Here is an 11,979-nt window from a genome sequence, read left to right on the forward strand (position 1 = left end):
ATAACACAACCAGCTTTCATATTCACACATAGTCACTCAACGGTCTGACTCTAACTCAACAGCAGTCATCTTCACCATTCATTACAGAAGGAGGCATCCCATGCGACAGTTCTTCAAGCATCTTTTTCAGCGAACTTCCAATGATCTTCATAAAACCATTCGCCTGCTCAGCAGCAGCGCCTCCTCATGCCCTTTCTGCGGGAAAGAAGCAGGGGCAGCGACTCTTTCGAAAAGATCAGCGAATTATAGTCAGCTTCAAACCTACTTGTCCTATCTGCCGTCCTCTTTCGCAAAATCAATCTGTTCCTCCTGCCAAGGGGCCATACCATGGCTTACTCCGATCAAATGCCGGATATGCGGCCGAGGAATCACGTGCACGGACTGTATTCGCCGTTCAGATGCCAAGTTTATTGCCAATCGCAGTGCTGTAGAATACAGCAGTGAAATGCGAGAGTGGCTGGCACAATACAAGTACCGCGGAAATGAGAGGCTGGAGCAGCTGCTAGCCGAAATGATGTTCCCTGCATATGCCGCACTGACAAAAGAAGCCCTAGCACGAAGCGGAGGCTCTCAAGCTACCAATCAATCTATTGGATGGGATGCTATAACCTTCGTTCCGGTAAGCATGGAGCGGGCAGAGGAGCGGGGGTTCAATCAGGCTGAGCGGTTTGCATCGATTTTAGCCGGTCAATATCACATTCCCCTCCACGATATGCTGATCCGCGAAAGGCATACCGAGAAGCAAAGCTTTAAGACCCGCTCAGAGCGTATGAAGGATACCCGGCACTTATTTCAGGCAAAATCCGATGTGATCGCTAGTTTGAGCACCGCTTGGACTTCAACCTACGAGTCTAGTAAGCCGCATGCCCTTCCACAACCAGCACGATCCATCCGTCTTCTCCTCATCGACGACATCTACACGACGGGCAGTACCATTCAGGCCTGCGCAACAGCACTGCATCAGCAAACGCAGATTCCACTAGATATCTATGCCCTAACCTGGGCCAGATCCTAGCCTTAATCCTCTTTTACAAGATTACTAGTGAAAAAAATCCCTTAATCCGTTAGAATAACCCTATCTACTTTGAATGCTAGAATGGGGGATCGATGATGAATCTGGATAATTGTCCTCGGTGTGGCAAGCTGTTTGCCAAAAATTTTCGTGATGTCTGTCCTGCTTGTATCCGGGATATCGATAAAGAATACGAGCTGTGCTCTACTTTTTTGCGTAAAGAAAAGGGTGCCATTATAACGGAGTTGTCCGATGCAACAGGCGTCTCGATCAAACAGATTACGAAATTTATTAAAGAGGGCCGGATATCGCTGTATAACGCCCCGAATCTCATGTATCCTTGCGAAGTATGTGGTACCCTGATTCGTGAGAATAATATTTGCACCCCCTGCCGTTCCCGCCTCATCAAGGATACTCAGAAAATGCATGAGGACGAAGCCAGGGAAGCATCCAAGAGTGCAGCGGAGAAGGTCTATTATAAAGGGATTGACCAGTATAAAAACCGGTAAAATTAATCTTTTAGCCCATAAGTTGGCCTATTCATTTTCAAACTTGCTAAACCGATAATACTGTTAAAGGTTATCGGTTTTTTTCTATTGTTTAACTAAAGAGGTGATTATCCATGAAGATAAATGAGACGAATCGGATCGGCGCATATAACAACTACCAGAAGCAAATGGATCAACGGGTTGATAGCGCGAATAAGAGGAAACAGAAGGATATAGTAGAGATCTCCGCGGAGGCGAAGGAAATGCTCTCCACCAGCCAAACGAATAGTCCAGAACGGCAAAAACGTATCGAAGAACTCAAACAATCCGTATCTGCAGGCACATACAAGGTTGATGCCGGCAAAATCGCTGACAAGCTGCTTCCATACCTGAAGGGATGATGAGTAAATGAACGAACATGTACGGCAGATTTTGCTCACCCTGCAGGAATTGCTTAATGCTCACCAAGAGCTCATTCAGCACGCTAATGAGAAGACACAGGCTATCCGCACAGAGAATGTAGAGATGGTATCGTTCATTACGGGCCGGGAGAAAAAATGCGTGCAGCGCATTGTGGAGCTTGAACAAACGCGTCTTCTCCAGGTTGGGCGGTACACCGTGGAGCAAGGGCTGCGCAATATGCGCTCCTTGAAGATGGAGAAGCTCATCCAGATGGTTTACCATGCCGAGCAGAAGCTGGAGCTTCAGCATATGTGGCGGGAGCTGTCCGCAGCCATCAAGACACTTCAAGACGTTAACACGTTTAATCAGCAGCTCGTTCGGATGAATCTGGACTATTTGCAGTTCACACAGGACCTGCTTCTTGGTGCCCCGGAGGACGAGGTTACCTATCATCGCGCCGTACAAGGAATGAATGTGCAGCGTGCTAGTCGCTACAATCTCAAGACTTAAGCAGAGAGAGGACAAGATACGATGACATCTACATTCCATGGTCTGGAGACCGCGAAGCGAAGCATATTCACGACACAGACGGCGCTGAATACAACCGGCCATAATATCTCCAATGCCAACACGGTCGGCTACTCCCGTCAACGGGTTAACTTTTCTGCAGCCCGTCCGATCGAAGCTTACGGCTATTCACACTCTACAGCAGCGGGCCAGCTTGGTACCGGCGTAGAAGCAACTTCGATCACACGGGTGAGAGATAAATTTCTGGACAGCCAGTACTACAGTGAGTACAAATGGCTGGGCAATTACACGGTTCAGACGGACACGCTGGAAAAGCTAGAGACGATCGTGAACGAGCCAAGTGACACCGGCTTGCAGACCGTTATCTCGAACTTCTGGAACAGCTGGTCGGACTTAAGTAAAACGCCAGAAAGCTCAGATGGCCGCGCAGTATTAGTGGAACAGACGAAGGCGATGATGGATGCCTTTAACTATACATCTAAGCAGCTCAGCGATTTGAAGACGGATTTGACGGAAAATGCGCAAATCAACCTGGATAACCTCAAGTCGATTTCTAGCACAATTGCTAACTTGAATGGACAAATCCAGCGAATCGAAGGAATTGGTGATGATGCCAATGACTTGCGCGACCAACGTGATGCGCTAGTTGATGAATTATCCGGCCTTGCAAATATTAAGGTGTCGGACTTATCTGACGGCTACACGATCACCATGGGCAGTATGACCCTAGTTGCAGGCAAATCCGCCGAAGCGTCACAGGGATTAACCTTGGATGATATGACCGCTGCAATTACCAGCGGTGACTTGGATAACGGAGCCATCTATGGCACTATTCAATCCCGTGATAAATATGTCCAAGGCTATGTGGATCAACTCAACCAAATGGCGAATACCATTGCCAACGGAGATATTGAAGTCACGATTCCTAAAGGCTCCGTACTGCCAGAAGGAACTGTACTGAATGGCATTACATACAGCACTGCCAATGGCAACCGTGAAATAACGGAAGATTTAAAAGTAACCGTACAAGGTCTGAACGGTCTGCATCAGTTAGGCTATACGATGAATGGTGAGCAAGGTGAGCCTTTGTTCACAGATGCGGATGGTAATACAGATAATCTGACAGCGGCTAATATTCAGCTTAATCCAAAGATTGTGGCAGACCCTACTCTGCTAGCAACTTCTATGAAAGTGACTTTTAACTCCGATGGTACGGAATCAGTTGTAGCAGGCAATAACTCGATGGCTGTTCTTATGTCTCAAGCACGTGATACGAAATTTGCTTTTGATGGCACAGACAGCAACTCAATCAGCGGCTTCTTCCGCTCGATTGTTGGTCAACTAGGTGTTCAATCCCAGGAAATGCAGCGCCTGCAGTCCAATCAGAAAACCATCGTTGAACAGGTGGATACTCGACGGATGTCCGTAAGCGGGGTATCGCTGGACGAAGAGATGTCCGATCTCGTGAAGTTCCAGCATGCCTATAACGCATCGGCACGTGTGATGACCGTTATCGACGAGACGCTTGATCGCATTATTAACAGCATGGGCCGCGTCGGCCTATAATCTACTAGATAAAGCCGGAGGTGCAGCCATATGGCATTGCGCGTAACGCAGACAATGATGTCTTCCCAGATGCTTAGTAATATTAATTACAACATGAATAATATGAACAAGCTGCAAGACCAGATCTCGACAGGTAAAGCAATTAACAAGCCTTCTGACGATCCAGTAGGAATTACATTCGCTCTCCGTTACAGGGGAGAGTTAGCAGCTAATGATCAATATACCGATAATGCTGATGCGGCACTGTCTTCACTCGAATACATGGATACTACGATTGGTCAGGCTACGGATATCGTGCAGCGATTTAGAGAGCTGATCGTTACCGGCGCCAATGGTACTTTAGAAGATACTAGTCGAACGGCCATTAAGACGGAAATCGCGCAGATGTATAACCAATTGGTCGAGATTGGAAACAGTCAATTCAATGGTAAGCAAATGTTTAATGGTCAGCAGACCGGAACAAAACCATATTCGACCATAGGTTTGGATCAAGCCATCGATCCACTCGCGGTTCCACCTCAGACTAAAGCTTCTAGCAATGTAACTGATACAGGAAGCATCAATTATGAACTGTCACCAGGGATGACTATGGAAGTGAATATTACGGGTACTGAAGTATTTGGTGATCCAGCAACCAGTGCTGCGGATACTTCAAGCGATAACCTTTTCCAAATTATGCAGCGTGCTTACGATATGCTTGGAACGGGTGATCAGACAGGTCTTAGCGGCCTGCTTGATAAGATTGATTCTCGTATGGATACAATGCTCACTGCGCGTGCACAGATTGGTGCTAGAGTGAACCGTGTAGAAATTGTACAAGGCCGTCTGACGGATGTAGATACGAATCTCCAGAAGATGCAAAGAAACGTAGAAGACGTAGATATGGCGGAAGCGATTACGAATATGACAACTCTAGAAAATGTCTATCAAGCTTCTCTGTCCGCTGGCTCTAAAATTATTCAACCTAGCCTTGTAGACTTCTTGAGATAGGAAGGGTTCTATGCCGATTGGACAGATTCAAATTATTCAGCAGCCTGCATTAATTGGCATTGAGACCAGGCCTGCAGAACAGCGTATCGAACAGCCCCAAGCTACGATTGATATGCACCAGATACCCGCGAAGTTATCCATCGAGCAGCCTATGGGTGTTCTTGAAATTAATCAAGACAGGGCATGGGATGGGCTGGGATTAGCTAACAATCTGGAGGTTTCGAGCAGGATCTACTCCCAGGCTAAAGAAATCGCCTTGCAAGGTATTGCCAGGCGTATGGAGGAAGGACGGCAACTTGCTGATCTTGCCCATGTGAAGAGCAATCCGACACCGGATATAGCGAAGGGCTGGCGGAAAGAGGGTCCGGTACTGCCTGCTGCAGGACCGGCTTCCATAGCTAACGTCGATGTAAGTTTTACACCAGGCAAGGTGCAGATCTCTGTGGAAGAAGGCGGCGTTGATTTGAGGGTGACACCTAACCGCGCTATTCATGAATACACACCTGGCAAAGCTGAGATCTATATGCGGCAATATGCATCCGTACAGATTACACCGCCAAGTATCGATACGGTTTTGTAGTAGATATTTTACAAGCTTCATAGAATTAGGTTTAATAACTATAGGCCGTATACGTATAAGTCGTACGTGGCCTGTAGTTTTCTTTTTTTCATTTTCGAGCAGAAGAGGGGATTAGATTGATTACATTTCAATTCGATAACGGGATACCAGGCTTTGAGCACTTGCGTCAATTTGTGTTGTCAGAAGTAGAAGGTGAATTGCCGATTAGGCTGATGCAATCTGCAGAAGATGAGAATATTACATTTGTTATCGCAAGCCCCTTTTTCTTTTATAAGAATTATGAATGGGATTTGCCAGAATCGGTCATACAAGAATTGGAGCTTACGGAAGAGAAGGATTTAGAGATATGGTCGGTTATTACCTTAAATACAGATCCTGCGAAATCAACCATTAATCTGCTGGCGCCGATTCTCCTGAATACGGCTACGAATCGAGGCAAGCAGCATATCATACATGACCATACCTTTAGTTCAAGAACACCTTTATATCAACCCTAAGGAGGAGCGGCATGCTTGTATTATCTCGGAAAACAGATGAATCGATTATGATCGGCGGCAATATTGAAGTCGTTGTGCTTGGTGTTGAGGGTGACCATGTGAAGCTGGGTATTCGTGCTCCTAAGGAAGTTGAGATTTTCCGTAAAGAACTGTATGTCAGCATCCAGGCGTCCAATCGGGAAGCAGTGAGCAGCCTACAATCCTTAAATGAGGTTGTTCAATTGCTCAAACAAAACCAAATCGATAAATAAAAATAGAAATTTTTGTTTTTCCTCTATAAAATCTCTCGAATGCTGTCGATATATATAATAAGCGCGGGGGAGGGGCGGCCGACCCTTTCACCGTAAGCTTCCGCAAGGATGCGGAACTAACAGACATTCAGGGAGGAAATAACAATGCGTATTAATCACAACATTGCAGCACTTAACACTCTGAGCTCGCTGAACAACGCTTCCAGCGCTCAAAGCAAATCCATGGAGAAACTGTCTTCCGGTCTTCGTATCAACCGTGCAGGTGACGATGCAGCTGGTCTGGCAATTTCCGAAAAAATGCGTGGTCAAATCCGTGGTTTGGACCAAGCTAGCCGTAACTCGCAAGACGGTATTTCCTTGATTCAAACAGCTGAGGGTGCTCTTAACGAGACTCACTCGATTCTGCAACGTATGCGTGAACTGGCTGTTCAATCGGGTAACGATACAAACACTAGCACTGACCGTACGAACCTTCAAGACGAAATGGACCAACTTGGTAAAGAAGTAGATCGTATCCGTGATACGACTCAATTCAATACAAAGAACCTGCTTGATGGATCGTTGGACAAAACAACTGTTGCTACGAAAAATGTTAACTCGAACGTGGCAATTAAAGGTGCAGGCGGCGCTGCTGTCGCTGCCCTGACTGAAAAATTAGACACTTTGACTGATGCTAATGGTAACAGCCTTGGTATCGTTACAGGTGATAAGATTGATGTGTCCTACGTACTTAATGGACAAACTAAAACTTCAACTGTTACAGTAACCGCTGGTACTACAGACATTACTGCCTTGTTCGCAGGCGCTACAGATGGTGCTATTAGTCTTACTGGTACAGGTGGTCTGGATTTCACAGCAACTGGCAATGGTTACACTGGTGCTATTAACGGTTTAACTCTAACTGTTAAAGATAGCAATGGTGCAGTTAAATCAGGCGCTTCTAACGCTCTATCGAGCTTCTCTGAGACTACATCAGCAGCTGTGGCTCATGCTGACGGACAAGCTACTTTCCAAATCGGTGCTAACAGCAACCAAAACATCCAAGTATCTGTTAAAGACATGGGTTCATCTGCACTGGGGATTAAAGACATCAAAATCGGTAACCAAGGTCAAGCAAACGTTGCAATCAAAGTTATCGATGCTGCAACACAAAAAGTTTCGGCTGAACGTTCGAAATTGGGTGCTATCCAAAACCGTTTGGAGCACACTATCAACAACTTGAACACATCTTCCGAGAACCTGACAGCTGCTGAGTCCCGTGTACGTGACGTTGACATGGCGAAAGAAATGATGGAGCAAACAAAGAACTCGATCCTTGCTCAAGCTGCTCAAGCTATGCTTGCTCAAGCAAACCAACAGCCGCAAGGCGTTCTGCAACTTCTCCGTTAATTTTTAACGAACTAAAAGAGACCTTAGACCATCTAAGGTCTCTTTTTTTATATCAACTTCCGGTTCTATATCTATAATAATTCCATTTTATTATGCCGATATAGTAGGTACATCAATCTTGCAGGAGGAAAATTCGAATGAGTTCAAATATATCGATATCTGGATCGAATTTTCCATCAGAACGAATATCCGCATCGGAATCATCTAAGAACACTCCAAGTAAAGAAGCGTATGCAGAAACCTCGTCGCAGATGGAAGTAAGTGCGCAAGTTACACGTACTTATGCAAGTTATGAAGACTTTAAGAGTGCAGAAGTGCGTGGAGAAAAGGTTAGTATAGGAGAACAGCAACTATATAAAAATATTGAACAAGCTGTTAAGGCTATGCGCGGAAGAGAGACCGAGCTGCAATTTGACGTTCATAAACAAACACATCTTGTTGCAGTAAAGGTGAAAGATAAAAATACAGGTGAAGTATTAAGAGAAATACCACCAGAGAAATCCCTGGACTTTATAGCGAAGTTATGGGAGATGGCTGGATTGATTGTAGATGAGAAAAGGTAACTAGCAGGAGGGATATAACAGATGAGTACTTTAAGGATCACCGGATTGGCATCTGGTATTGACTATGAGAGCATGATTACTAAGTTAATGGATGCTCAACGTGTGCCTCTGGACAAGCTCAATCAGAAGAAACAGGTTAACCAGTGGGTGCAGGATGATTATCGGACAATAAATAACAAAATTTTAGACTTTAAAAACGCAGCATTTGATATGAAACTGCAGTCTGCGTATATGACGAAAACAGCCACCTCCTCTGATGAAACTGTTGCAAAAGTAACAGGAGGAGCAAATGCGGTTGAAGGACAATATAGCCTGCAAGTAAAGCAATTAGCTAGCACTGCGACTCTTACAAGTGGGAAATTGACTGGCACAACACCGCAGGCTATGGGTTTTACATCAAACTCCATAACGGTGAACGGAGTCGATATAACAATTGACCCAAACGCTGGTTTTGACGATTTTGCTAATAAAATTAATGCTCAATCTGTAACAACGGGTGTTAAGGTCGCCTATGATTCAACGCTTAATACTATGTTTTTCTCTTCGACAAAGACAGGTTCAGGTGCGAAAATTGATCTGCGAGGATCAGATGTAGGTAAGCTATTTAACGCTGCAGATGTAAAAACATCAGAGACGGTAACGGGGAATAAGGCACTTACCTCAGATATGAAAGTAAGTACTTTGACTAGTGACACATCATTTAAACTTAATGTTGGCGGTGTCGATCACACTTATAGTATCACTTCATCTATGACAGTTGGAGATCTGATTACTAACATAAATAAGGATCTACAGGGTTCCGGTATTACAGCTTCATTGGATACAGCAGGGGATTTTTCTTTTAATAACACGGACAAATCGAAGGCCATAACGTTTACCGGAAATACGGGTACTGTTGTGAATGATTTGGGCTTATCGGGGGCTGTACACACGGATACAAAGCCTACTGTTTTTAATGCTGGTAAAAATGCCAAAGTATTATTTAACGGTGTTGAAGGAGAATACGATTCCAACTCGTTCACTATTGCCGGGCTAAGCATTACGGCTAAGCAAGAGGGAAGCGCGGTATCTAAAATCTCAATCACGCAGGACGTTGATACGGTATTTAATAAAATCAAATCTTTTATTGATAAGTATAATGATCTCATCGGCTCGATTAACTCAGAACTATCAGAAGAACGTTACCGTGATTATACTCCGCTTACTGATGCACAAAAAAAGGACATGAGTGATACTCAGATCGAACAATGGGAAAGCAAAGCGAAGAGCGGCTTGCTAGCGAATGATTCTCTTCTGTCGAGCAGCTTGTATTCGATGAGACAGTCCTTGTCATCCTCAGTGGGAGGGTTAGCGACAGGACAAATGAAATTTTTATCGGATATTGGTATTTCAAGTGCACTCGTCAGTGGTTCCACTGTGAGCGGCAGTTATTTGGATAATGGTAAACTGTACATTGATGAAACGAAATTGAAGCAGATGATTTCTGAAAAACCTGATGAAGTAATGGCTCTATTCACTGCAGACGATAAAGATGCTAATTCATCAGCTGGTGATGGTATCGCTACTCGCTTGTACACGCAGGCAAGTAAGGCGTTTAGCCAAATCGTTGATAAGGCAGGTGCCAGCACTTCAGTCAAGAGTACCTACATATTAGGTAAAGCGTCTCTTGATTTAGATGATCAAATCTCGAGATTGCAAACTCGCCTTGATGACATGGAAGATCGCTATTATGCACGGTTCACTCAAATGGAAACCTACATTAGTCAAATGAATTCCCGAAGCTCCAGCTTAGCATCAATGTTCAATACAGGAGGCTAAATCTATGCAATACCAACCGCGCAACCCATACATGCAGACATCGGTTCAAACGGCTAGTCCTGCTTCGCTGCTTATTATGCTCTATGACGGAGCGATTCGCTTCTGCCGTCAAGGCATTGAGGCGATTAGAGAGCAGCGGAATGCGGATGCCCATACGAGTCTGATGAAGACGCAGGATATTATTGATGAGTTCATTATTACGCTGGATCGCTCGAACCCGGTATCGGAAAGCCTGCTGCTGCTTTACGATTATTTCAAACAACGGTTAGTCGAAGCGAATATGCAGAAGATTGTTGAACCAGCCGAGGAGGTGCTTGGCCACCTAATCGATTTAAAAGAAACATGGATGCAGGCGGCCAAACAAGTCAATCAGATGGTGGGACAAGCTAATGGAAGCTCTTTTACAGCGACTCATTCAACTGTCGTCTAATTTGGTTGAGCGGTTGGACAATGCCGATCTTGAACAGTTCGACGAATACATGCGGCAGCGAGAAGAACTGTTCAAGGAACTGGAACAAATGGAAGCCCCTGTGGAGAAATTGGCCGTTCTCCGCCTGGAGGCGGACAAGATTATTTCCAGTGAGTCCGTCATCATTGCTAGAATGGTAACCCTGCGTGATGAAGCAAGGCAACAATGGGATAAAATCCAGCAGGGACGCCGTTCTCAGGCGAAATATGACTCTGCTTACGGTGGTGGAGACAGCCTCTTTTTTGATGCAAAAAGATAGATTTTGAGGGCGTCAAAAAATTATGAATTCGCTTACATGGAAATATTGACAATAGTGTGTCAATGATGGTATATTCGACTTGTGGGCCATAACATAACTTAGACGCCTCACAGTATTTGAAGATGAAGGGACTGTTTATGTATGCAAGGTAAAGTTAAATGGTTTAACGCAGAGAAGGGCTATGGATTTATCGAGACTGAACAAGGCGGCGACGTATTCGTTCATTTCTCCGCAATCCAAGCTGAAGGCTTCAAAACGCTCGAAGAAGGCCAAGCGGTCGAATTCGACATCGTAGAAGGCGCTCGCGGTCCACAAGCTGCAAACGTAGTCAAACTGTAATCATCCAGGCTGGTTCATCAGCCACATTATATGGTTCGATTGACAAGTGCCTATTCTTAAGCTCCGGGAAACCGGGGCTTTTCATTTTTTTACGGCTATTATTTGTGTTATCTTTGAGTCATGTTATACAGCTTATCCACATATTAATGAAGTAACTTGTTAATGGCCTTCCTTCGAAAATATTATCTGAAAATTCATAATAAACTAAAAACTATTTTGAAATAGGCGATTGCATATGTTATAATAAGAGTACGTAAAGGAGGAATGCCCCATGAAATACATCATTCGAGGTCATCGTTTTCAAGTGACAGAAGCCTTACGAGAGTATGCTGAGAAGAAGATCAGTCGACTGGAAAAGTATTTTGAAGAAGCACCTGCCTCCGAAACAACGGTTACGCTTTCCGTAACCAAAGGTAAACATGCAGTTGAGGTAACCATCCCGCTGGTTGGCGTTATGCTGAGGGCGGAAGACAAGAGTGAGGATATGTATTCCTCCATTGATGTCGTGGTGGACAAACTTGAACGTCAAATTCGCAAACATAAGACGAAGATCAATCGCAAGTTCCGATATGAAGGCGGCGTTAAGTCGCTGTTTAAGGAAGGTGCAGGCGGAACGGCCGTGTCCGTATTGGATGAGGAAGATGATCTTGAGCTTGTTCGTACGAAGAGCTTCATGCTGAAGCCAATGGACGTAGAGGAAGCGATCTTGCAAATGAATATGATTGGACATACTTTCTTCGTATTTTCCAATGTTGATAACAAGGAAGTGAACGTTGTTTATAAACGCAGCGACGGAAAATATGGCCTAATCGAGCAAGAATAATCTGA

16 protein-coding genes are annotated in these 11,979 nt (G+C 44.8%); all 16 read left to right on the plus strand.

The window, feature by feature from the left end; translation table 11 throughout:
- The first annotated feature begins 100 nt into the window (after positions 1–100).
- The 16 genes from AC0YNT_RS10510 (at position 101) to hpf (ending at position 11,974) form a co-directional block, all read left to right on the plus strand.
- Entirely contained in the window at positions 101–1,015 is a 915-nt protein-coding gene (locus AC0YNT_RS10510) for a ComF family protein (RefSeq protein WP_475804505.1), read from the plus strand.
- Positions 1,016–1,110: 95 nt separating this feature from the next.
- Complete coding sequence (locus tag AC0YNT_RS10515; protein ID WP_475804562.1) at positions 1,111–1,521, plus strand: TIGR03826 family flagellar region protein; 411 nt, start codon at positions 1,111–1,113, stop codon at positions 1,519–1,521.
- Positions 1,522–1,634: 113 nt separating this feature from the next.
- Entirely contained in the window at positions 1,635–1,901 is a 267-nt protein-coding gene (flgM, locus tag AC0YNT_RS10520; protein WP_475804506.1) for a flagellar biosynthesis anti-sigma factor FlgM, read from the plus strand.
- A gap of 7 nt (positions 1,902–1,908) precedes the next feature.
- Positions 1,909–2,412: a flagellar protein FlgN gene (locus AC0YNT_RS10525; RefSeq protein WP_475804507.1), complete on the plus strand. Its 504-nt coding sequence runs from the start codon at positions 1,909–1,911 to the stop codon at positions 2,410–2,412.
- Positions 2,413–2,433: 21 nt separating this feature from the next.
- On the plus strand, positions 2,434–3,996 hold the full coding sequence (gene flgK / locus AC0YNT_RS10530) for a flagellar hook-associated protein FlgK (protein ID WP_475804508.1): 1,563 nt from the start codon (positions 2,434–2,436) through the stop codon (positions 3,994–3,996).
- Positions 3,997–4,026: 30 nt separating this feature from the next.
- Positions 4,027–4,986 carry a flagellar hook-associated protein FlgL gene (gene flgL / locus AC0YNT_RS10535; RefSeq protein ID WP_475804509.1) on the plus strand — a complete coding sequence of 320 codons (960 nt, stop codon included), beginning with the start codon at positions 4,027–4,029 and terminating at the stop codon, positions 4,984–4,986.
- A 10-nt stretch (positions 4,987–4,996) separates the two neighbouring features.
- Complete coding sequence (locus tag AC0YNT_RS10540) at positions 4,997–5,566, plus strand: DUF6470 family protein (protein WP_475804510.1); 570 nt, start codon at positions 4,997–4,999, stop codon at positions 5,564–5,566.
- A 116-nt stretch (positions 5,567–5,682) separates the two neighbouring features.
- Complete coding sequence (fliW, locus tag AC0YNT_RS10545) at positions 5,683–6,063, plus strand: flagellar assembly protein FliW (protein ID WP_475804511.1); 381 nt, start codon at positions 5,683–5,685, stop codon at positions 6,061–6,063.
- 11 nt (positions 6,064–6,074) lie between these two features.
- Positions 6,075–6,314 carry a carbon storage regulator CsrA gene (csrA, locus tag AC0YNT_RS10550; protein ID WP_475804512.1) on the plus strand — a complete coding sequence of 80 codons (240 nt, stop codon included), beginning with the start codon at positions 6,075–6,077 and terminating at the stop codon, positions 6,312–6,314.
- A 144-nt stretch (positions 6,315–6,458) separates the two neighbouring features.
- On the plus strand, positions 6,459–7,703 hold the full coding sequence (locus AC0YNT_RS10555) for a flagellin N-terminal helical domain-containing protein (protein ID WP_475804513.1): 1,245 nt from the start codon (positions 6,459–6,461) through the stop codon (positions 7,701–7,703).
- A gap of 137 nt (positions 7,704–7,840) precedes the next feature.
- Positions 7,841–8,266 (plus strand): flagellar protein FlaG, encoded by a 426-nt coding sequence (locus tag AC0YNT_RS10560; RefSeq protein WP_475804514.1) that lies wholly within the window; start codon positions 7,841–7,843, stop codon positions 8,264–8,266.
- Positions 8,267–8,287: 21 nt separating this feature from the next.
- A complete protein-coding gene (gene fliD / locus AC0YNT_RS10565) occupies positions 8,288–10,084 on the plus strand; it encodes a flagellar filament capping protein FliD (protein WP_475804515.1) in 1,797 nt (598 codons plus the stop codon).
- Between the two features lie 4 nt (positions 10,085–10,088).
- Positions 10,089–10,514 carry a flagellar export chaperone FliS gene (gene fliS, locus AC0YNT_RS10570; RefSeq protein WP_475804516.1) on the plus strand — a complete coding sequence of 142 codons (426 nt, stop codon included), beginning with the start codon at positions 10,089–10,091 and terminating at the stop codon, positions 10,512–10,514.
- Positions 10,474–10,812 carry a hypothetical protein gene (locus AC0YNT_RS10575; RefSeq protein ID WP_475804517.1) on the plus strand — a complete coding sequence of 113 codons (339 nt, stop codon included), beginning with the start codon at positions 10,474–10,476 and terminating at the stop codon, positions 10,810–10,812. Before fliS ends, AC0YNT_RS10575 begins: the two co-directional genes overlap by 41 nt.
- 141 nt (positions 10,813–10,953) lie before the next feature.
- On the plus strand, positions 10,954–11,151 hold the full coding sequence (locus tag AC0YNT_RS10580) for a cold-shock protein (protein WP_015847290.1): 198 nt from the start codon (positions 10,954–10,956) through the stop codon (positions 11,149–11,151).
- A 271-nt stretch (positions 11,152–11,422) separates the two neighbouring features.
- A complete protein-coding gene (hpf, locus tag AC0YNT_RS10585; protein ID WP_475804518.1) occupies positions 11,423–11,974 on the plus strand; it encodes a ribosome hibernation-promoting factor, HPF/YfiA family in 552 nt (183 codons plus the stop codon).
- Positions 11,975–11,979 lie beyond the last annotated feature (5 nt).

This window comes from Paenibacillus sp. J22R56 (assembly GCF_056269375.1).

Excerpts from the sequence above, each read along its gene's own strand:
- AC0YNT_RS10510 (WP_475804505.1), top strand. The coding sequence starts at position 101 with ATGCGACAGTTCTTCAAGCATCTTTTTCAGCGAACTTCCAATGATCTT.
- AC0YNT_RS10515 (WP_475804562.1), top strand. The coding sequence starts at position 1,111 with ATGAATCTGGATAATTGTCCTCGGTGTGGCAAGCTGTTTGCCAAAAAT.
- flgM (WP_475804506.1), top strand. The coding sequence starts at position 1,635 with ATGAAGATAAATGAGACGAATCGGATCGGCGCATATAACAACTACCAG.
- AC0YNT_RS10525 (WP_475804507.1), top strand. The coding sequence starts at position 1,909 with ATGAACGAACATGTACGGCAGATTTTGCTCACCCTGCAGGAATTGCTT.
- flgK (WP_475804508.1), top strand. The coding sequence starts at position 2,434 with ATGACATCTACATTCCATGGTCTGGAGACCGCGAAGCGAAGCATATTC.
- flgL (WP_475804509.1), top strand. The coding sequence starts at position 4,027 with ATGGCATTGCGCGTAACGCAGACAATGATGTCTTCCCAGATGCTTAGT.
- AC0YNT_RS10540 (WP_475804510.1), top strand. The coding sequence starts at position 4,997 with ATGCCGATTGGACAGATTCAAATTATTCAGCAGCCTGCATTAATTGGC.
- csrA (WP_475804512.1), top strand. The coding sequence starts at position 6,075 with ATGCTTGTATTATCTCGGAAAACAGATGAATCGATTATGATCGGCGGC.
- AC0YNT_RS10555 (WP_475804513.1), top strand. The coding sequence starts at position 6,459 with ATGCGTATTAATCACAACATTGCAGCACTTAACACTCTGAGCTCGCTG.
- AC0YNT_RS10560 (WP_475804514.1), top strand. The coding sequence starts at position 7,841 with ATGAGTTCAAATATATCGATATCTGGATCGAATTTTCCATCAGAACGA.
- fliD (WP_475804515.1), top strand. The coding sequence starts at position 8,288 with ATGAGTACTTTAAGGATCACCGGATTGGCATCTGGTATTGACTATGAG.
- fliS (WP_475804516.1), top strand. The coding sequence starts at position 10,089 with ATGCAATACCAACCGCGCAACCCATACATGCAGACATCGGTTCAAACG.
- AC0YNT_RS10575 (WP_475804517.1), top strand. The coding sequence starts at position 10,474 with ATGGAAGCTCTTTTACAGCGACTCATTCAACTGTCGTCTAATTTGGTT.
- AC0YNT_RS10580 (WP_015847290.1), top strand. The coding sequence starts at position 10,954 with ATGCAAGGTAAAGTTAAATGGTTTAACGCAGAGAAGGGCTATGGATTT.
- hpf (WP_475804518.1), top strand. The coding sequence starts at position 11,423 with ATGAAATACATCATTCGAGGTCATCGTTTTCAAGTGACAGAAGCCTTA.